Here is a 22,123-nt window from a genome sequence, read left to right on the forward strand (position 1 = left end):
TACTCAAGCCTCCGATTCAGGAGGCTTTTTTTATCCTCTTTCAGCACCACAATCATCAAGCAGGCCTCTAATAATTAGCCCGAATTGCTCAGGTTTCCCGCTAAACAGCACATTATCAGGCTGAATTGTTAACAACTGGCGACGTAGGCTATTACGCCACTCAATATCGGTGATCAGCCGCACGGTAACCGCAATATACTCAGCCAAATCATGTGCAATCAACTCCGCAGATAATCCCAGCCGACGGAACAATCCCTCATCGATATGTTCGTGTACTTCAGCCCCACTCAGGCAAACACCGGGTAACCCCTGACGCACAGTATCGACGATGCCATTGGTATTGCCGAAAGGAAAAGGATTAATAAACAGGTCACACTGATTAATGACCAATAAATAGTCCTGATAGGCCAAATGCTCATAGATTTTAGCTTGAGGGATAACAGCATTAACGGCTTTTTCCATCACTCGATGGGTAATTCCCCAGCAAAAACCCACCAAAAAATGAAATATCACCGGCGTTGATGTTTGCCGGGCAATCTCAGCACAGGTATCGATAAAGCGAGGGTTAATTTTCATCGCCGAGGCACAAACCGCGATATGTACCGCTGGGCGCTCATCGAAATGTTGTATCGGTTCCGGCTGGCAAATATTGGCAGGCGGCACATAGGGCAGACAGTCCTTGGGTAACGCAACCACTTTTTCGGAGAAACACTGAGGATCCCCCAGATAATCCTCTTCCACTAATACCGCATCAATATAGCTGGAATGGGTCGTTGCCGGATGGCCTAGTGCCATTATCTGTAAGGGCGCTAAGCGTAAATTAGTCAGTGCAATGGTGAGTGGAAACATCCCGACACTGGGGAAGTAGATAACATCCGGTCGCAATTGTTGCGCCAATGCCACAATAGCCTCAACCGCCCCCGCCCGCTGGACCTGGGTAAAATCATCAAAAACGTCACGGGTGATGGCATCAGTGGCCCCCACAATGGTGACGCCATGGGTGGAAAACTGCTCACGCGCGGCGCGCAACGTACTGGAGTGAGTACGGTAAATAGAATGGCCGCTGTTAAACCACTCCAGGATAACCAGCATCAATGGTTTATCCCGCGCAGGTGGGAGGGAGTGGTTATCAGATAGCCCATTGCGCAGCAGCGTGTTACGTAAGTGAAAATTAATACTGCGTTTTATGGCGTGTTTTGCTGCTCTATCTGCATAACTGCAATGCATATAAACATCGTGCAGGATGCGTTCAGGTAAGCCCTCAAGATTCTCTAGCGTTAGTAGTTTTTCAGGTAACCACTCTAATAGCCGCTCACGTTTCGCATGCCCAGCAGCGCTGGGTAAAATACGTGGCGACAGTAACGCCAGAAACAGTGCCGCGGCCACAGGGGGATTAAATTGCCACAATATATCCGGCTGAAGCGGAATACCCGATTCAGGTAAATACATCAGGCAAAATTTCAGAAAATTATGGTGCTCAAAGCGCAAAGGATGGGCGCATCCCTCCCCCGCTTGATTAAGGTTGGTAATCACATGATCCGCATGGCCAAAAGGTGATGCGGCAAATATCAACGCTATCCAGCGATGGAAATTAATCAGTTGTAAAAAACCTTTATCGGATACCACAAAACCAGGATCAGAAAGTAGGTTGCCAATAGCCGCAGCCAGGCGATTACAGTAATGCTCCTGTTGCTGTACCGATTGATGCTTAAGCGAAAAAACATCCCAGCGGCCATATTGGCGGTCCAGTTGCTCCAACATCAAGACCAGTAATCGCCCCGCCTCCTCATAGCGCCGCACACACACTAAAAACTCGAAATAGGGTAATGAAAATGCGGTCGACTGCTCTACCGCTGATGCTAATTCAGCCGTTTTCTCCACCATTGTCAGCTCACCTTGTCACATCGACATCACGATTTCTCTAGCAAATTTAGAGAGTTAAAAATCCATTACTCCTGACCCGATATTTTAGTCAGGGGGTTCCACTTACCGAGAACATGGGTCCCGCATAGCTCGTGCTCATTGGTAACCTGTTCGGAGGTTATACCCTTAGGAATACAAACCGTGAGGCTGATATGGTCTGTACTATCATGCTCATATTCAGTCAGGATAGAGGGCGGTAAAGTTTGTGTTTCGAGGGCGCCGAGAATTTGATTTCGTCTTATGAGTAACGAGGCTGATTCCCCCCCCTCCTGAGACTGAGCTACCTGCGTACTATCTCCAGTCGATTTCTCACCGGGGTTAGGGGCCGACCTGACTTTACCGCCAAAATTATTTTTATTAACAGGTTTGCCATTGATAATCACATTGTCACCAATATTCTCCGGCAAGGTGAAAAACACCGATGGCTTATATGAGCCGGTATTCCCGCCAAGCGTAATGTCAGTTATCGCTGCATAATCATTGAGGAAAATACCATGAGTATTACCGGAACGGCCGTTCACCCTCCCCCCACTAATTGGGCCACCAATATGCACACCATGACCATCACCTGCGGCATCACCATTAATCGTCGTATTGCCGCTGTTGAATACTAGCCCCGTGATCTCCACGCCATGACCATCGCTGGCATTACCGCCTAAGGTGGTGTCATTCAGCGTATTGTTGCCGCCGAACTGAACACCGGTGCCTTTCTCACCGCTAGCATTGCCGATCACCGTCAGCAGATCATCCGCTGCAGGGCCACTGAGCGAGGCGTTTTCACCAATATCAACACCGGTGCCATTAGTGGTATCGCCTTGCACCACGCTGCCGTTGCCACCTGTCAGATTAGCGGCGAACTCTACCCCCTTACCGTCCGGGCTGTTACCGTTGAGGATGGCGTGGTCCAGATTACTGTCATTTGCCACCTTGATGCCGCTGCCATTAGCTGATGTACCATTAATTGTGCCGCCACTGACTGCCCCTCCAAGCTGGACACCGTTGCCATTCTCCGATTGCCCCCCAATCGTGGTATTACCTTCATTTTGTAGTAAGCCATTAATATCCACCCCGGTGCCGTTAGTGGCATTCCCCGTCAGGGTGGTGTTATCAAGGAGATTGATACCGTCAAGCTGCACGCCGGTGCCATTCTCGCCGGTGGCGTTGCCGGTAACATTGAGCAGGTCACCCAGGCCACCGCCCTCCAGGAGGATTTGTTTACCAATGTCCACCCCGGTGCCGTTAGTGGTATCGCCCTGTACCGCACTGCCATTGCGGCCAGTGAGGTTACCGGCGATCTCCACCCCCTTACCGTCAGAGCTGTTACCGTTAATGATGGTGTTATTAAGTTGGATATCACCATCAACTTTGACACCCGTCCCCCTGTCCGAGTTGCCATTAACCGTGCCGCCAGCGATCGCCCCGTTCAGCGCCACCCCGTTGCCGCCAGTGGCAATACCCACCACGCGAGTATTGCCGTTATTCACCAGCGGACCGGCAATATCAACACCGGTACCCTGAGTGGCGCTACCGTTTAGCGTGGTATTATCAAGGGTATTATTACCTTCCAGTTGCACACCGGTGCCTTTATCGCCCATCGCATTACCGTTGACAGCAAACAGATCGTCCGTACCACCACCAGTGAGAGTGGCATCTCTATCGATATACACTCCCGTGCCGTTAACCACTTCACCCTGTACTGCGCTGCCGTGGCTACCTGACAGGCGGCCCACGATCTCCACCCCTTTACCATCCGAACTATTTCCCACCAGCACGGTATCATTCAGCACCGTGTCGCCATTGACGCCAACCCCAGAACCAGAATCGGAGATGCCATTGATGCGGCTGTCATCAAGCACACCATTCATAACTTGAACACCAATGCCACTGGCCGCAGTCCCATTCACCACACTGTCGCTCAGTTGGCCATTAACCCACACACCAATACCGCTGCCGGAAGCAGTGCCGTTCAATACCGTATTGCCTTGATTGGTCAGTGGGCCGATGATATGCAATGCAATACCATCCACAGCCGAGCCATTTAAGCTGGTATTACTTAAATCATTATTGCCATTGAGTTTTATCCCAGTACCGGTATCTGTTGTTGCCACCCCATTTAGTGTCAGCAAATCGGTTTCACTGGTGCCGATGACATATAAATTTTCTGCTATATCCATGCCATAACCAACACCATCGGTGCTGCCATTAATAACACTCTGATGGACACCCTTTATATCATTGGCAATCTCTACGCCGATGCCATTAGTACTACTGCCATTGAGCGTGGCATTATCTAACACGGCATGAGTGACAATATTAGAACCCGGCAGTGGATCAATTTTCACACCATTGCCATTAATTGATTCTCCGGTCAGAGTGGTATCAGTAATAGTGGCATTGCCGCTAATGCGCAGACCTTCGGCATGGGTTGAACTCCCGGTGACATTAATATGATTAATTTGATGCTCGGCACTGAAGAGGTGAACACCGGCGCTATCAATACTGGTTCCTTCAATCGTGACCGGGCCGGTACCGTTATTAACCACACCGGAAATAGCAACCCCAATACCTTCGACACTACTGCCGCTAATGAGAGTGTCACCCTCGCCACTTAATATCACGCTATTATTACTGGCAGGAAAGTTAATGCCGACACCGCTGGTTGAGCGCCCTTCCATTTTGAAAGAACCATTATTGTTTATCGTTAACTGAGCTGCATCTGTATGGGTAATACCCCCTCCACCAGCAGTCGCTGGTGCCCCTTTATTTTCACCGAGGAGAGATAATTGGCTACCTTTAGCAATATTGAGTGTATTCACCCCATTAAAATCAATCCCTTTGCGGGTAGCACCATTGCCTTCTGTCTCGCCTTGAAACGCAATATTCCCTTCAACCGACAAGGTACTATTGGCTCTAAAACCAACGCCTGAGCCCTGCGTCGTATTAAATGCTTTACCGATCATCGAACCATTTTTGGCTTTTATACTGATATTCCCCCCCAAACTTAATGCAGTGCTTAATGAAGTCGGTAAAGCGGCCAGTGTTTCAGAATAAACAGTAACATTCCCCGCAGTAGCATTAAGTTCTACATCAGTAAAATAAACATGTCTCGAACCTTGAGACAGACCATTGATATCAATATTGTGCTCAGTTGATGTCAGCGTCGTATTTAATAGATAGACAGATGCTCGCGTAGCAGCCCCCATATCAGCCTTACCATTTAAGGTGATATTTCCTTGTGCATTAAGATTATTATGTGACGTATTTGAATCCCCTTGAATAAAAATCCCTTCGCCATCACCGGTGGCAACTCCCGTCAGATTAATATCTTTGTTAGCATTAAAAATGGTATTTGGCTTAATCAAAATACCTTCTTTTTCGGAGGTTACATTGGCATTAATATCACCTGTTGTAGCAGTAATATTAGATTCACGTATTGCCAATCCGGCAGAGCTAGTCGAGTTAGAGACAACGTTAACCTCATTTGCTGTGAGATCTAAATTGGCCCAGGTTATGCCTTTTGAACCATTGTTATTTACTGTGAAGTTTCCGTTTTTAGTTTCAATATTAGCCCCATCAATACCAATACCCGCCCCTGAAGTATTGCCATGATTATTGGCTTCTATTGATATATCTTTCCCCGCAGTGATATTTACTTTGTTAGATGAGGTCCCATTTATTGTCACCGCCTCCACAGCGAGTGCTGAGGTATTGGCAACTAATAGTATATCTTGGCCTGCCGTCATCGCACCATTACCGCTGAACCCGAAGGCTTTATGTGCGGCGGAGGTTAAATTGGTTCTAATATCATTTTTAGCAGTAAGAACTGTATTCTTCATCAATATAACCTCATTACCGATGATATTACCATTCATCAAAATATTATCGGCACTGATAGTGACATTATTGAAAGGACTGCCTTTGACCCCACTGATATTTAAATTAAAATCTCCTTCCTGTGCTTTTATATTGGCAAAATCCGCAACAACTGTGGTACCGATTTCCGTTCCTTCATTAACCGCCACCAGCGATATATTACCACCGGCAGTCATATTGACCTGAACACTACTGGAGTTACCACTTATCCTGATGGCATCAGCACCCGCAACTGTAGAGTTCGTGGTTACACCTTTCAGATTAATATCGCCACTGGCATTTATATTAGTGTCACCTGAGATCCACAGCCCTTTATTGGTAGTAGTGGCATCAACATCAATATTACCGGCAGTTGCCGTAAGGTTACTATCTCTAAGTAATAAACCATCAACTCCAGTGATATTGATATTTAATTTAACACTATTTCCATTAACTTGTGATTCCTTTATTCGTAACCCAAGGTTAGTCTGGGTAAAGATATCACCATTGATATCAAATAAAACATTGCCAGACTTAGAATAAATACTGCCATTAATAAAATCCATTCCACCATATGCACTACCATTGGTATTTACCAGGAATGTGATATCTTTATCACCGGTAATGGTTGCATTCGTAAATGTGCCTACCCACGAACTTTTAGAATTAGACTTAAGATCAAATAAAATATTACCCGAACCAGTCAAGACTGAATCCTCAGATATATCAACACCCCGCCACCCTTGCCCATTAGCATTACTACTTTCACCCGCTATACGCGTTTCACCTGCTACAGAAATATTAGCAGCATGACTGATACTCACCCCAATTTGCGATGCCACCCCAGCATTTCCTTCAAGAGTGAGGTTGCCGACATCATATTTCCCACCCATAATAATAATACGAGTCGCACTGTTATCATTGGCATGTTTTGCCAATAAATCCCCTTTATTTAACAACACATCACTATTATTTAATGTAATAACAGAGTCGGCAGTAGAATTACCCGCTAATAAATTAAGATTCAGCTTGCCAAGATTAGCGGTAATATTATTGTTAATAACAACATTGCCGTCAGCATGTAACGTCAGCGTAGCATCGCCACCCGCTGTTTTATTGATATCAGCCTCTAGCGTAATATTGCACCAGCGGCAATTGGTTAAAGTGTGATTAGTGGTAGTCACCGTCACATTGGTGCCGCGATCGAGTTGAGTATTGATACTGCTATTCAATATTTGCGCTACCTTGACCGTCGGAGCGAAAACCTGGGTATTTTTCACATATCCAGCAGGAATGTCCCCAATCTGAACCATTACCCCGCTTTCAGCACCACTACCAACAATACTTACCTCTGCGGGATCAAGTAACCAACTCCCCTGACTACCATGAATAGCCGCAGTATCAACCTGACCAAAAGCCTGTAAATTACGGTTACTGGATGTCTCTACCTGCCCACCATTACCTGACTGTAGCCCACCACGAGCATAAATATTGCCATAGAAGCCAGTGTAATCTTCTGACCAGAGCACGGCGGTACCACCCGACCCGTGGTTTGAAGCAGAAACATCAATATCCGCACCTTTATCCATGACGACTGCTCGGGCATTTTTTATCGCATTATTTTTACCCTGCCAATCGCCCCCGACCAGGACTTTGCCACCGCCCTCAGCCCCGCGAGCATCAATTTTGCTCGTTTCGACCAAATGTATCTTTTCACCTTGCAAGATAACATTCCCGCCACGGCCCTGCGCACTACTGACATCAATAACACCTTGCTGGCTCACCACCCCTTCACTGCCGCCATCGAGGTAAATAACGCCATTTTTTTCAGATAAACTATGCGCCTGCAAAATACCGGTATTATCAATCACAGTATTCATTAACATCTCTTTGCCGCGCGCTGTCAGTTGGATAACCCCGCCATCAGCCTGAATCAGCCCGCCGTTTTGCAACAAAGTACTGACCTGTTCACCCTGGACTTGCACACTCAGCAAGCTGCCGTGATCCAGATTAAGGGTGACACGACTCCCGCTCGCTAATGCTACTTTTCCTTGCGGCGACGCGATAACACCGGAAGCCTGATTATCAACCTGCTGGCCGATCAGCGCGATATAGCCACCAGTGGTGGTGTGCAAATTAGCCTGATTAACCAACTTGCCTTCATGTTTTCGGCTGGTCAACGTATAGCGCCCAGAAACAAAATCCTGATTTGACATGGATTTAGTACTGGCAACCAAACCACCAACATCAACTTGCGCACCTTTTCCAAACAGAATGCCATTCGGATTAAGTAAAAAGACCTGTCCATTCGCTTTTAGGCTGCCATATATCTGCGATGCATCGCGACCAAGCACCCGGTTCAGCGCAATACTCTGCTGCCCTGGCTGGTTATAAATAACGCTGTTCCCCTGCGCGATATCAAAGCTGCCCCAATTGATTGCCAACTTATCGCTTTGCTGAGTCACGGTAAGGGTGGTGTTGTGAACATTCAACACACCTTGACCGATAATAATATTGCCGTTAACCGGCAGTGAGGGATGGGCGAATACCCGTAGCGGTAATATGCCAAGAGCTAATCCCGTCATGATGGCCAGATGGCTTAATATTCCAGCTTTTGTATTATTGTCATTAATGACTTTTTTGCCGCCAGACGAAAAGGACCGTCCGTAAGTTCGGGTAAACTCTCCGACAGCAATTAAACATCCCAACCGACGGCAGAAAATAAGTTTGTATAATTTACTGTTCATTATTCACGTCCATTAAATCTGACAAATATGCCAATAAGCGCTAAAACATCTTGTAAGCGCTAAGCCAAAGTTGGTCGTTATCCGGTTGTGCAATTGCAGCCTGGCCGGTTCGATGTGCCCAAGTCAGATTCAAGGTGTAATCTGCCGGACGAAAGAGTGTGATATAGGCACCAAAGCCAGACAGGTTAATATTATTCCCCGTCAGGCCCGCGATAGGCTGGCGATAGTAAGAGCCCCACCCTTGGTCAAAAAATGCCGCAAAGGTGATTTGATTCCCAGTTCCTGCCCATGTGGGAAGTAAGAGTTGCCAGTGGGTGCGTAATTCGGTAGTGAAAAGAGTGCCTTTATCCACCGCCCCTTCACCAATGCCATAGGCGCGCACCGCCAGCGGCCCACCTAATAACAGTTTTTGTGAGCTATCAAGATTCTTACTGGCTATTTGACCGGTAAATTGGTTGAAAAAGGTGAAATAAGGGCCAAAACCCTGATCATGACCGGCACGATAATTAAAACGGGCAAAAGTGCCACCAATACCAGTTAAGGAATTCATGCTTTGACTGAATTCGTCATCCAATGACAGATGGCCTGCCGTACCCAGTAAAGTAAAATTACTGAGTCCTCTAGGTACTGCGGTAAACGTACCACCAAGACCAAACTCACCGGCATCCAGATTGCGCTTTTGTTCTGGCAGCATAATCAGTGAATCACGCATTCTGCTCTGATAATAACCGGTATTCACATCAATTCTAGCTGCCGAATTACGGATCCACGGATGGCGTAAATTAATGCCCCAAGTGTTAGAATGGCCATGAGCATCCAATATTTCGAAAGGCCCCTTTAGGGTATAATCCAGATAACTATAATTAAGCGCTGCACGGGTGCCATAAGTATTAATGGGGAAGTTGTAATCCAACATGCCATTGAATACATCTACCGAGCTGGATAAAATAAAATCAGTACGTAGTTGATCACCCCAGCCGGTCATATTATTGAGTACCCCACCGACTAATAACCGATTATGACCAGAATAATTATTACCCTGGTTATCCACACCGAGATATCCCATCGCAGTCTGTCCTGGGGAAATATCAGCATAAACTCTCGTCATTCCCGATTGAGTTCCCGGTTTTAATGCCAAAGCAGCATCAACCCCCGGAATTTCATTAAAAATAAGGGTGGTGCGTTCAAGGCGGGATAACTCAGCCGGAGAAGCGGCACAATCTTTATTGCCAACAAAACCCACTTCTTTGCTACAACTATTACTTTCAATCACCGCAGTAGCAAAATCAGTATTCAACCGGCTCTGATTATTAATCTCCGGTTTATCTAATCTGCCAGCAATAATACGAACTATGACAACACCTTCACGGATAGTTTGTGGTGGCAATATTGCCTGAGTGGCAACAAATCCTTGTTGTCGATAAAAGCGAGTTACCGCTAACGTCATGGTTTGTAAATCATTAAAGGTTAATTGTTGCCCCAACCAAGGCGTAATTACGGCGCGTAGTGCTTTATTATTTCCGTTACTGTGCCGTAATAACTGGGTATCACCCTCGAATCTAACCTCACGTAACATGATTCTTCCCGCCGAGGTAGAACCGCCAAACGATGTAGGAAGGAGCAAAGGTGGAAGTTTGATTTCAGCTTCCTGTGGCGCACGCAATGGCACCGGCGTTGTTTGCCGTATTTCGTTACTAATCACACCCGCATTCGGTACATTTATGACCTGAGGAGCGGCGACTACCTGTGAGCAAAAAAAAAGGGCAAACATGATTACTGTGGAACTCAGTTTAGTCTGATACCGTAATTTTTCTGGATAATAAAAATGTCGCATAAAATACGCCTGCTTAGCATGATGATCACGCCAGTTTAAATAATAAGAACCTCCGTCATTTAATACTGGCCCACATAGTTGATTTTAGTTAGCAAGTTAATAAAGTGATTAAATAAACATAAAATAGAATGTAAAATGGCATGACAAATTAATAAATACCAACATCCCAAAGAGTAACCTCTGTTGGTTCAGACTAATATTCATCTCACACGTATAACAAATAGTTATTTATGGTAGATATTTCATTATCGACATGAAACAATAATAGATTCACATACAAATAAATAATCAAAGTAATTAGAATTTAAATAGGGAGTGAAGTAATAACTTAACAAAATGAAAACACACATTAAAATAATAGCCAGCCAGCCAAATAACACCAACTACAATTACAGTAAAAGAAATAATAAGCCACATGGAATACTAATAATAACAATAAAAAACATTAATCGTATTTTAAAACAGCCTAAATACCCGCTAATCACTTAAATATGAACAATGCTTTTTATAATTATAATTAGATATAGTAATTTAAATAATAAAAAGCCCCGCATTACTTAACGGGGTCACTATATTCTGGTTCAGACCATCACCGAGTACCATGAATAATTTTTGCTATCCATTCTGCCTGATGCGAGCAATCAAATTATCAATGTTATCAATGTGTGATGCGGCCAATATCAAACTACGCCCCAAACTCAACGCATGACGCTGACATTCCCGGCGCATCTCTTCATCAGCGATACTATCCAGATCAGCAACATGTGCCAGGCCAATGGTACGCCGAATTAATTCAGTACCACAAAACCCTATCGCGTCTTGCCAAACCTGTTGCAGGAACTGTTGTACATATCCTTCGGTCGCTAAGGCTAAATCCTGCGTTTTTTCCTGACTTAACGCCACGAAACGGCTAGAAAATGTTTGCCAGATAATATGCACATCTTTCAGCCGTTGCTCGCGGCTAGCTGCGGCATCACGAGGGCCGGCCAAGCCGGGTAGTCCACAGTAATTGAGCAGTAAATTCCCTAGTGCGGTACCCACATCAAAGCCGATTGGGCCATAGAAACCAAATTCGGCATCAATAGTTTTCAAACGCCCCTCAGCAACGAAGATAGAACCACTATGAATATCCCCGTGCAGCAATGCTTCGGCCTTACTCAAGAAGCGATGTTTAAGTGAGGCCACCGCCACCTTGAGAGCATTATCCTGGCGCAGAGCCAGTACATCAGGGAGTAATGCCGGATCAAAATTATTACGTTCATGATCAATATAAGGGTCAGTAAAGAATAGATCCTCAGTAATCTGGCACAACTCTGGATTGGTATAGCAGCTCACTGCCGCTTTTTTGGCTTGTGCCGACTGATAAAAATCTGAGGTATGGAATAAGGTTTGCGCCAAATATTCAGCCAGTTGTCCCGCCGCTTGCGGATAGTGTTTACCTGCCAGCAGTTCACTGCGCCAGATATGGTGATCAGATAAGTCCTCTTGCACCATAACCGCCAATTCAGCATCGTGATGCAGCACATTGACCGTGTGTTGAGGGCAAAATTGGCTGTGTGTCAGCAGGGTTTGCGCTTCAATTCTGGCGCGATCCAAGGTCAACGGCCAAGACTCCCCAACGCAGCGCACATAAGGCAGTGCCTGCTTGACAATCACCCGACTGACGCCGGCCGCATCACGGATTTTAAACACCAGATTGAGATTGCCATCCCCAATTTCATCGGCCATCACTAAGGTCAGTGGATTAGCAACCTGACCAAATTGGCGAGCATATTCAACAGCATCCGCAGCAGTAAATGTATGGTAGCGCGACATCTTCGACCTCTTTATTCTTTACCCGATTCTGGTTCACTCACCGCCAACTACTTGCTTAGCTGTGAAATTATTCTCTGTTAGAGCTAAAAAATCCGTATTTAGGCGTAAAACCATATAGACGTCTACACATCCGTAAGATATGTTGGCAGAATAAGAAACCAGATGCAATAACGCAACATGGATTTAACTGACAATGCAGACGCTTAACAGGCTCGATTTACAAACCACCAGCTTAAGAATTATCGATAACCAGCTCTGGATACTCGATCAGCAGGCATTACCACAGCGTCAGGAGTGGCTATTAGCTGATACGGTAGAGTTACTGATTGGTCATATCCAAACATTGCGAGTCCGTGGTGCACCGCTCATTGGACTGTCAGCAAGTTTATTATTGGCTTTACTGGCAGAACGTGGTTTGCCGCAAGCTCAACTTGAGCAGGCACTCATCGCGCTGCGTGAATCCCGCCCGACGGCAGTCAACTTGATGAATAATCTGGCACGGATGCAGCAGGCTTTGCTACAAGCCAACTGGGTCGATACTTTGGTCCGCGAAGCGCTACATTTGGTGGATGAAGACCGAGAATTGTGCGAGCGCATTGCCCGGCATGGGGCGGCACTGGTTAAACCGGGCAGTAACTTGCTAACCCACTGCAATACCGGTGGCCTCGCTACGGCAGGCATTGGTACCGCTATCGGCGTATTATTGAAAGCCCATCAGCAAGGTAATATTCAGCAGGTGTGGGTCGATGAAACCCGTCCTTTACTACAAGGCGGCCGCTTAACCGCCTGGGAGTTAGGTGAGTTAGGTATTCCATATCAATTGATTTGTGATTCGATGGCTGCCAGCCTGATGGCTCAGGGCAAAGTGGATGCTATCTGGGTTGGTGCGGATCGCATTGCCGCCAACGGCGATGTGGCAAATAAAATAGGCACTTACAGTTTGGCGGTGTTGGCCCACTATCACAATATTCCGTTCTATGTTGCCGCCCCGCACACTACTCACGATCCAAACTGCCCGAATGGTGCAGCGATCCCAATCGAGCAGCGTGCCGCCAGTGAAGTGACCGGTGTCTCAGGCAGCTTTGGCAGTTGCCATTGGGCACCAGAAGATGCCGCTGTGTATAACCCGGCATTTGATGTCACACCGGCAGCATTGATCAGTGGTTGGGTATTAGACAGCGGCGTCATTAGCCCAGAACAAGTGGCGGCAGGCTTCTTCCAAGCTAAGAATTAGCAATGTTTGTAATTTTATCCCCAAAGCAATTGAAGCCGCAGCGGTGTTAGCTGCGGCTTCAAGTAAGAAGGTGATCAATCCAAACGTGGATAAGCATCGGCTATCTTATCGCCAGTAAAATGTGCCACCCACCCCTCAGGATTATCAAATACCCGAATAGCCGTGAAATTCGGTGCAGACCCCATATCAAACCAGTGGCGAGTATCGGCAGGGACAGAAAGTAAGTCATTCTTTTCACAAAGTATTTGATAAATTTTACCGTTCAGATGCAAACAGAACAACCCTGCACCTGCAACGAAAAAGCGCACTTCATCTTCACCGTGGGTATGTTCTGATAAAAACTTCTCACGCAACACTTCCCGCTGAGCGTTATCAGGCCGCATGCTAATCACATCCCAACTCTGATAACCCTTCTCCGCCACCAGCCGGTCAATCTCATGTTGATAAGCTGCAATCACCGCCTCCGGCTGTGGATTTTCACCCAGTTCACGATCTGCCTGCCAGCGCTCAAAGCGCACACCAATAGCAGTCAGTTGCTGCTGGATCTCTTCAGCATCACGGCTTTGCCACAGCGGTTGCTCCGGCTGCTCATCACTAAAAATCGTTAATCCGCTCATGCTGTAAAATCCTCCAAAACGATTTGATCAAAACGTCTCACCTGTGGGTGGCGGCTTTCGTTATCAGGAAAGTCGCGAATCAGTTGGCAAGTTTGCCAACCCGCCAGTTGCGCAGCATCCAACTCCTGACGGATATCAGATAAAAACAGCAGTGCTTGTGGGGCGATAGCTAATTGACTAGCAATATTCTGATAAGAGCTCACCTCACGTTTCCCCCCAACATGGGTATCAAAATAGCCACTGAATAGCGGGCGTAAATCCCCTGCATCGCTGTAACCAAACAACAGTTTCTGCGCAGCAACCGAGCCGGAAGAGTAGACATATAACCCCAAACCCTGTTGCTGCCAGTCGGCCAATTGCCGGGCCACTTCTGGGTAAAGATGACCACGAAAGTCCCCTTGCAGATAACCGGTGCGCCAGATAATGCCTTGAATCGCTTTCAACGCCGTGGATTTACGGTCTTCATCCATAAAACCATGTAACGCGGTAATCAATGTTTCAATATCAGCATCCGGCTGTGCAAGTTCATGGCGCAAACTGGTTAGCGCTACGGCAATCTCTTCATCCTGCTGATGTGCACGCAAATAGGGCGTCAGTCGCTCGCGGGCATAGGGGAACAGCACCTGATGGACAAAGCGGATGTCACTGGTGGTGCCTTCAATATCGGTAACAATAGCCTGGATCATTTAGCCCCCACGTTAGGATTGAGATCAAACAAGCGGCGTTGCAGTTCACACTGGAACAAGAATTCCAGCCCTTCCAGATGACGACGGGCTTCCACCACGCTATTTCCCCAGCAATACAGGCCATGACCGCGCACCAAGAATCCGTAGTGTAGCGGGTTATTATCTGCCAGTGCGGCAACCCGTTGGGCCAGCGCCGGAATATCCTGATCATTATCAAAAATAGGGATGGCAACCGCATCCAAATGACTACGCTGACCCGATAGTGATTTCTGCATTTCATAGCCTTGCAATACTAATTCATGGCTACGCTCAACCCGAGATAGCACAGTGGCATTCACCGAGTGAGTATGTAACACCGCATTGATCTCTGGATACCGACGATAAAGCAAGGTATGTAGCCCGGTCTCTGCCGAGGGTGTGCGCCCACTGGGAACATGGTTGTTGGCGGTTTCTACCAGTAGAAAATCGTCAGCGGTGAGGCTGCCTTTATCTTTACCCGATTCGGTAACCAGACAATGAGTCGAGTCCAGCCGCAGGGACATATTACCACCGGTCGCTGGGCACCAGCCCTTCTCCCCGATCCAGTGGCAGGCGGCTAACAGCGCGCCAAGTTGTACATTTTCTGTCATTGCATATCCCTGTTGTGGTGTAGGTGGGTCATCACATTTAGCAACCGCAATTTGCCCGACGATCAGCTTTAGTACATTTTTATCTATGCTTAGCGAATTACGGCATTTAGCCGTTTAAACATCTAAGCGTCTTGATTGCCAAATCTTAACATCGTGTTATATTGACGGCAACATACAGCGCCAGGAGTATTCATCTGCCATGAGCACTTTATCCTTTATTCCAGACAGTAAATTGCCGGCACAAGGCACTACAATCTTTACGCAAATGAGTGCATTGGCGCAAAAACACCAAGCGATTAACTTATCGCAAGGGTTCCCCGATTTTGATGGCCCAGACTATTTGAAACAGCAATTGGCCTATCATGTCAGTCAAGGTGCAAACCAATATGCCCCAATGACCGGCGTGGCGCCGCTCCGCAATGCAATTGCGGAGAAAACGGCTAAAATCTACGGCTGGCAGCCCGATGCCGACAGCGAAATCACCATCACTACCGGTGCCAGCGAAGCCCTGTTTGCCGCCATTACCGCCCTGGTGCGCCCAGGCGACGAAGTTATCTGCTTTGACCCCAGTTACGACAGCTATGCACCGGTAGTTAAACTGGCGGGCGGCATACTCAAGCGCATAGCACTGAAACCCCCGACATTCGCCACCGACTGGTCTGAATTTGCTGATCTGGTTTCTGAACGTACTCGTCTGGTTATCGTCAATACGCCGCATAACCCTTCAGCGACTGTTTGGCGGGCGGAAGACTTTGAACAACTGTGGCAAGTGATTGCTGAACGTAATATCTATGTGCTGAGCGATGAGGTGTACGAACACATCTGCTTTAGCGCCACAGGCCATGCCAGTGTGCTGGCTCATCCGCACCTGCGCCAACGCGCCATTGCAGTGTCCTCTTTCGGCAAAACCTTCCATATGACCGGTTGGAAAGTGGGGTATTGCATCGCCCCCGTCGCTATCAGTGCCGAAGTGCGTAAAATTCATCAATATCTGACCTTTTCGGTTTGCACGCCGGTTCAGCTCGCATTGGCGGATATGCTCAATGCCCAACCAGAGCACTGGCAGCAACTGCCCGATTTTTATCGCGCCCGTCGTGATCGCTTCGTTAATGCGCTGTCCACCAGCCGCCTGAAAATTCTGCCGAGTGAAGGCACCTATTTCCTGTTGGCCGATTACAGCGCGGTTTCTGATCTTGATGATGTTGAATTCTGCCAATGGTTAACCGAACATGTCGGCGTGGCCGCGATACCGTTATCGGTATTTTGTGAAGGCCCGTTTCCCCATAAACTGATCCGGCTGTGCTTCGCCAAACAGGATGCCACGCTGGATGCTGCGGCGGAGCGATTGTGTCAACTTTAAAACTGACCCTGCTGCAACAGCCATTGGTATGGTTGGATGCACAGGCAAATCTGCGCCATTTTGACATGCTGTTGGAGCCACTCCGGCAGCGTGATGTGATTGTGTTGCCAGAGATGTTTACCACCGGTTTTGCCATGAATGCGGCTGAAAATGCATTATCAGAAGGTGAGGTCATCAACTGGTTACGCCATTGGGCCACGGTTACTGATGCCCTGATTGGCGGCAGTGTGGCGCTGAAAACCACCGAGGGTGCGGTGAACCGCTTCCTGCTGGTTGAACCGAATGGGCGCGTTCATCATTATGACAAACGCCACTTATTCCGCATGGCCGGTGAGCACCACCACTATCAAGCGGGCAAAGAGCGCAAGGTGGTGGAATGGCGCGGCTGGCGAATTTTGATGCAAGTTTGCTATGACCTGCGTTTTCCGGTGTGGTCACGCAATTTGCAAGATTATGATTTAGCACTCTATGTCGCTAACTGGCCAGCTCCTCGCGCCAAACACTGGCAAAGTTTACTGACAGCGCGCGCGATAGAAAATCAGGCTTACGTCGCCGGATGTAATCGGGTCGGCGATGATGATAACGGCCATCACTATCAGGGCGACAGTGTGATTCTGGATGCTCAAGGTGAGGTGTTGGCGCAAGCAGAACCGGGACTGGCTGCGCAACTGGATGCTGAGTTGTCTTTAGAAACATTGCAGAGCTATCGCGAAGCCTTTCCGGCATGGCGCGATGTTGATGATTTTTTATTGTTGTAAAGGTAAAACCAGGGGGAGCCGTGCCGCAAAAGTGCTCCCCAAGTGTATTAAACCCGCTGCCAGGATAGCACCGTTTCCAGATAAGCCTGAATGGCTAGCGCAATATCACTATGCATGACGGATTCATCAGGATGATGGCTTACCCCTCCTTTGCAGCGCACAAACAACATCCCTACTGGCCAGCACTCAGCAACAGCAATGGCATCATGCCCCGCACCGCTGGGCAGCAATAATGAGCGCCCCTGTACCCGATCAATACTGGCGTTGATTCGCTGGCGCAAAGCCATATCACATTCGGTAGCACTGATACGGTAAAACTCTTCTGATGAAAAAGTCAGGCCGCGCTGTGCTGCTATCACTTGCGCCTGCGCCAACAAGCTGGCCAGTAACTGGTCCACGTGACAGTCTTGCGGGCCACGAATATCCAGCGTCAGAACCACCTCTGCGGCAATCACATTCACAGCACCTGGCGAACAACTGAGTGTTCCAACTGTCGCCACTAAATGTTCACCATAGCAAGCAGTCAACTGTTCAACGGCACCAATCCATTGCGCCGCACCGGCCAATGCATCTTGCCGCTGCCCCATCGGCACCGTACCAGCGTGGCCCGCTAAGCCAATAAATCGGCAATTCAGACGGCGCGCGCCATTGATTGCCGTCACCACACCCAATGCCAAATCGGCCTTTTCTAAACACGGCCCCTGTTCAATATGCAGCTCCAGATAAGCACAAAAATCACTCACCTCACGTCGCGCACTGACAATAGCCGCCGGGTCAAAATCAAGATTCTCCATGGCCTGCGCCACACTGACACCCTCAGCATCGGTTTTACTCAACCAATCGGCCGGCCAGCGCCCAGTGATACCTTTACTACCCAGCAGGGTGATACCAAAGCGCGTACCCTCTTCATCGGCAAAACCAATCACCTCAATGGCCACCGGCAGCCGCTGCTGCTGACGATACAAATACCCCACCACTTCTAGCGCACTTAATACACCTAGCATGCCATCGTAACGGCCGGCGTTGCGCACCGTATCAAGATGAGAGCCTAACAATAGGGCCGGCGCATCAGGTTGCAGCCCTTCATAACGGCCGCAAATATTACCAACTGCATCCTGCCACACGCGCATCCCGACCGCCTGCATCCATTCACCCACTTGCTGATTTGCCCGCAAATGTTCAGAAGACAGGTACACCCGCGTCAGCGCATCCGCTGATTCACTGATTGCCGCCAGCACATCACAACGGGCCAAGACCCGTAATGCAGCCTGCTCTGCCTCGGCATCCGGCAGGGTAACAGCCATCAGTTCGCTCCGTTTAGTGGATCAATAGCCGGTTTATCACTCTCAGCTTGATAGACATTCCACGCGCTTTGCAATCCGTTGCCCTGAACCGTGGCAAAACCTAAACGGTTTAATACCGCCTCCAATGCCACCAGCGTTTGCATCACACAATCTTTACGCGCGTTATATCCCATAGTGCCGATGCGCCAAATTTTGCCATTTAGCGGCCCGAATGAGGTACCAATCTCGATACCAAAATCATTTAGCATCAGTTGCCGCACTTGCTCACCAGGAACACCGGTCGGAATAACCACCCCCAACACATTGTTCATGCGGTGCTTCATATCACCGAACACCGCCAGCCCCATTCCCTGAATGCCCGCCAACAACGCTGCACCATGCAAAGCATGACGGGCAATACCGTTATCCAATCCCTCTTCCAGTATTACTCGTGCGCATTCCCGTGCCGCAAACAGCATACTGGTGGCTTCGGTATGATGATTCAGGCGCTCCGGCCCCCAATAATCCATGATCATGCCCAAATCAAAGTAATTGGAATAGATCATCTCTTCGTCGCCATCAGCATGATCCTGAGTACGGATCCCCTGCTCAATACATTTGCGCCGCCGAATTTGCTCAGCGAATTGTGGGCTGAGGGTCACCGGAGCACTGCCTGATGGCCCGCCAAGGCACTTTTGCAACCCGGCAGATACTGCGTCCAACCCCCAGGCGTCAGTTTCCAATAGGTTCCCCCCCAGCGATGCAGTCGCATCGGTATAAAACAACACTTGATGGCGGCGACAGATCTCGCCCAACTCAGCTAGCGGCTGCAACATGGTGGTTGAAGTATCTCCCTGCACCGTCAATAGCAGCCGTGGGTGTACTTTCTTGATAGCATCTTCAATCATCTCTGGGCTGAATACCTCGCCCCACGCCACCTCGATAGTGTGGACTTCGGCCCGGCAACGGCGGGCAATTTCACACAATAAGTGACCAAAACGGCCAAAAACCGGCACCAGAACTTTATCGCCAGGGCGGATGGCCGACAGCAGAACCGCCTCAATACCCGCACGAGAGGTGCCATCGATCAACATCGTCCACTGATTCTCAGTGCGGAAAACCCCACGATATAGCGCCATCACCTGATTCATATACTCTGTCATCGCCGGATCGTATTGCCCGATCAACTGACTGGCCATCGCCCGCAATACCCGGGGATCGGCATTGATCGGCCCCGGCCCCATCAGCAACCGTGCCGGTGGGTTAATCTGACAAAACAGCGGATTAGGGTTTATTGCCGACATAGAAAATCTCCATCCTTAAATAATTCAGTGAAATGTGGCCTACAAACCACGGACCGATGATATAAACTGTTTTAATTCAGTAGTTTGTGGATTAGCAAATAAGGCGCGACTTTCGCCCTGCTCCCACACCCGCCCTTGATGCATAAACACCACCCGGTCACCCACTTCACGGGCAAAATTCATCTCATGGGTCACCAGAATCAGTGTCATACCTTCTGCCACCAACTGTTCGAGGACTTTCAACACTTCCCCCACTAACTCAGGATCCAAAGCCGAGGTGATCTCATCGCACAGCAATACCTTCGGCTGCATCGCCAGCGCACGGGCAATCGCCACACGCTGCTGCTGCCCACCGGAAAGATTAGCCGGGTAATAATCGAGCCGGTCGGCCAGCCCAACTTTTTCCAGCATCAACGCCGCCAGTTCACGGCACGCGGTCGTGCTCTTTTTCAGTACCCGACGCGGTGCCAGCATCACATTCTCCAACGCTGTCATATGTGGGAACAGATTAAAACTCTGGAACACCATGCCTACCGAGCGGCTAATCTCCCGCGCCTGCGAATCACGATCCGTTACCGTCATACCACCCAACTTGATACTGCCGTCCTGATATCCCTCCAGCCCGTTGATACAACGCAATAAGGTACTTTTACCTGAACCACTGCGGCCAATTATCGAGATCACTTCGCCCATCTCGATATCCAGATCTACGCCTTTAAGTACATGATTCTGGCCATAGTATTTTTGAACCTGATTAATGGTGATCAGCGGCATGAAATTTCCTCTCCAGATAATGGCTGTAACGCGACAACGGATAACACATCAGGAAATAGCCCAGCGCCACTAAGCCAAAAACTTTAAACGGCTGATAAGTGACATTATTGAGCATGGTGCCCGCTTTGGTTAATTCGACAAAACCAATGATCGATGCCAGTGCTGTGCCCTTGATAACCTGCACCGAGAAACCCACGGTCGGTGCAATTGCGATACGCATCGCCTGCGGCACAATCACCCGCAATAACGTCTGGCTGAAACTCAGACCCAGACAGCGGGAGGCCTCCCACTGGCCTTTCGGCAACGCTGCAATACTGCCACACCAGATATCCACCAGAAAGGCACTGGTAAACAGTGTCAAAGCCATCGCCGCAGCCGCCCACGGGCTAACATCAATACCCAACAGTGCTAAGCCGAAGAAGGCCAGAAACAGTTGCATCAGCAACGGCGTACCCTGAAACAATTCGGTATATAGACGGACAAAACGAGCTGCCCAACACCAACGACTCAAGCGCATCAACATCAATGGTAATGTCACTAATGTGCCGCCAAAAAAGGCCGTTAGTGACAGTAACAGCGTCCAGCGGGCGGCCAATAACAAGTTACGGATGATATCCCAGTCAGTAAACATCATGAGTTATGGCTCCCAAAGAATCGACGGCCAACCGCCAGCAGTAATTGGCGCATTGCGATGGCTAACAACAAATAGAGCAAGGTGGTCACCAGATAGACTTCAAAACTGAGGAAGGTGCGCGACTGAATCAGGTTGGCGGCAAATGTCAGTTCTTCAAATGACACCTGTGATACCACCGCAGAACCGAGCATCACAATAATGCACTGGCTTACCAGCGCCGGATAAATGCGCTGTAACGACGGCGGTAGGATCACGCGGAAAAAAGTCTGACTACGGCGTAACCCTAATACCCGCCCCGCCTCCCACTGGCCTTTAGCGCTGGCTTGAATCCCGGCACGAATAATCTCCGTGCTATAAGCGCCCAGATTGATAGTCATCGCCAATAAGGCTGCCTGACCGGCACTAAGTTTCAAGCCAAGTGCCGGTAAACCAAACACAATAAAAAACAGTTGCACCACGAATGGGGTATTACGCACAATTTCTACATAACCGCCCCATATCCGGCGCAATATAACCCTATCACCACAGCGAATTGCGGCTCCCGCTATCCCCAGCGCAATACCGCCGAGGGTGGCCATAGCCGTCAGCTCAATGGTGGTCAACAGGCCCGACAATAGTTCAGGCAGATAAGGCCACAAAGCAGAGAAATTAAGCTGATAGGTCATAGCCAACT

The 22,123-nt window shown here is 48.6% G+C and carries 15 protein-coding genes; 3 read left to right on the top strand and 12 right to left on the bottom strand.

Annotation, left to right across the window (positions count from 1 at the left end; genetic code table 11):
- Positions 1 to 30: 30 nt before the first annotated feature.
- From V1953_RS16390 to mtnK, 4 genes are all read right to left on the bottom strand, one after another.
- Entirely contained in the window at positions 31 to 1,884 is a 1,854-nt protein-coding gene (locus V1953_RS16390; RefSeq protein ID WP_442851130.1) for a glycosyltransferase, read from the bottom strand.
- Between the two features lie 65 nt (positions 1,885 to 1,949).
- Entirely contained in the window at positions 1,950 to 8,522 is a 6,573-nt protein-coding gene (locus tag V1953_RS16395) for a two-partner secretion domain-containing protein (protein ID WP_442851131.1), read from the bottom strand.
- Positions 8,523 to 8,562: 40 nt separating this feature from the next.
- The gene (locus V1953_RS16400) at positions 8,563 to 10,356 is read right to left on the bottom strand and encodes a ShlB/FhaC/HecB family hemolysin secretion/activation protein (RefSeq protein WP_442851132.1); all 1,794 of its coding nucleotides are present in this window, start codon (positions 10,354 to 10,356) and stop codon (positions 8,563 to 8,565) included.
- A gap of 615 nt (positions 10,357 to 10,971) precedes the next feature.
- On the bottom strand, positions 10,972 to 12,171 hold the full coding sequence (mtnK, locus tag V1953_RS16405) for an S-methyl-5-thioribose kinase (RefSeq protein WP_083160161.1): 1,200 nt from the start codon (positions 12,169 to 12,171) through the stop codon (positions 10,972 to 10,974).
- A gap of 193 nt (positions 12,172 to 12,364) precedes the next feature.
- Here mtnK and mtnA point away from each other — a divergent pair, with 193 nt between their 5' ends.
- On the top strand, positions 12,365 to 13,405 hold the full coding sequence (gene mtnA / locus V1953_RS16410; protein WP_372568740.1) for an S-methyl-5-thioribose-1-phosphate isomerase: 1,041 nt from the start codon (positions 12,365 to 12,367) through the stop codon (positions 13,403 to 13,405).
- A gap of 74 nt (positions 13,406 to 13,479) precedes the next feature.
- Here mtnA and V1953_RS16415 read toward each other — a convergent pair whose 3' ends face one another.
- From V1953_RS16415 to V1953_RS16425, 3 genes are read right to left on the bottom strand one after another with little or no spacing between them, the layout of a single operon-like run.
- Positions 13,480 to 14,022 carry a 1,2-dihydroxy-3-keto-5-methylthiopentene dioxygenase gene (locus V1953_RS16415; protein ID WP_083160165.1) on the bottom strand — a complete coding sequence of 181 codons (543 nt, stop codon included), beginning with the start codon at positions 14,020 to 14,022 and terminating at the stop codon, positions 13,480 to 13,482.
- Positions 14,019 to 14,708: an acireductone synthase gene (gene mtnC / locus V1953_RS16420; protein ID WP_442851133.1), complete on the bottom strand. Its 690-nt coding sequence runs from the start codon at positions 14,706 to 14,708 to the stop codon at positions 14,019 to 14,021. Before mtnC ends, V1953_RS16415 begins: the two co-directional genes overlap by 4 nt.
- A complete protein-coding gene (locus tag V1953_RS16425; protein ID WP_083160169.1) occupies positions 14,705 to 15,337 on the bottom strand; it encodes a methylthioribulose 1-phosphate dehydratase in 633 nt (210 codons plus the stop codon). Before V1953_RS16425 ends, mtnC begins: the two co-directional genes overlap by 4 nt.
- A 199-nt stretch (positions 15,338 to 15,536) precedes the next feature.
- Here V1953_RS16425 and V1953_RS16430 point away from each other — a divergent pair, with 199 nt between their 5' ends.
- On the top strand, positions 15,537 to 16,697 hold the full coding sequence (locus V1953_RS16430; protein ID WP_083160171.1) for a pyridoxal phosphate-dependent aminotransferase: 1,161 nt from the start codon (positions 15,537 to 15,539) through the stop codon (positions 16,695 to 16,697).
- A complete protein-coding gene (locus V1953_RS16435; RefSeq protein ID WP_083160173.1) occupies positions 16,685 to 17,455 on the top strand; it encodes an amidohydrolase in 771 nt (256 codons plus the stop codon). The genes V1953_RS16430 and V1953_RS16435 overlap by 13 nt, the downstream gene beginning before the upstream one ends.
- Before the next feature lie 47 nt (positions 17,456 to 17,502).
- Here the strand turns inward: V1953_RS16435 and hpxK are convergent, their stop codons facing one another.
- Genes hpxK through V1953_RS16460 form a run of 5 tightly spaced genes read right to left on the bottom strand, consistent with a single transcriptional unit; the run spans position 17,503 to position 22,115 of the window.
- Entirely contained in the window at positions 17,503 to 18,759 is a 1,257-nt protein-coding gene (gene hpxK / locus V1953_RS16440; RefSeq protein WP_372568737.1) for an allantoate amidohydrolase, read from the bottom strand.
- Entirely contained in the window at positions 18,759 to 20,042 is a 1,284-nt protein-coding gene (locus V1953_RS16445) for a pyridoxal-phosphate-dependent aminotransferase family protein (protein ID WP_102970462.1), read from the bottom strand. Before V1953_RS16445 ends, hpxK begins: the two co-directional genes overlap by 1 nt.
- Positions 20,043 to 20,081: 39 nt before the next feature.
- Positions 20,082 to 20,816, bottom strand: a complete 735-nt coding sequence (locus V1953_RS16450; protein ID WP_442851134.1) for an amino acid ABC transporter ATP-binding protein — start codon at positions 20,814 to 20,816, stop codon at positions 20,082 to 20,084.
- Positions 20,797 to 21,450, bottom strand: coding sequence for an amino acid ABC transporter permease (locus V1953_RS16455; protein WP_372558134.1), 654 nt, complete (start codon positions 21,448 to 21,450; stop codon positions 20,797 to 20,799). Before V1953_RS16455 ends, V1953_RS16450 begins: the two co-directional genes overlap by 20 nt.
- Entirely contained in the window at positions 21,447 to 22,115 is a 669-nt protein-coding gene (locus V1953_RS16460; RefSeq protein WP_083160181.1) for an amino acid ABC transporter permease, read from the bottom strand. Before V1953_RS16460 ends, V1953_RS16455 begins: the two co-directional genes overlap by 4 nt.
- Positions 22,116 to 22,123 lie beyond the last annotated feature (8 nt).

This window comes from Yersinia sp. 2541 StPb PI (assembly GCF_052217145.1).
GTDB classification, from domain to species: domain Bacteria; phylum Pseudomonadota; class Gammaproteobacteria; order Enterobacterales; family Enterobacteriaceae; genus Yersinia; species Yersinia enterocolitica_E.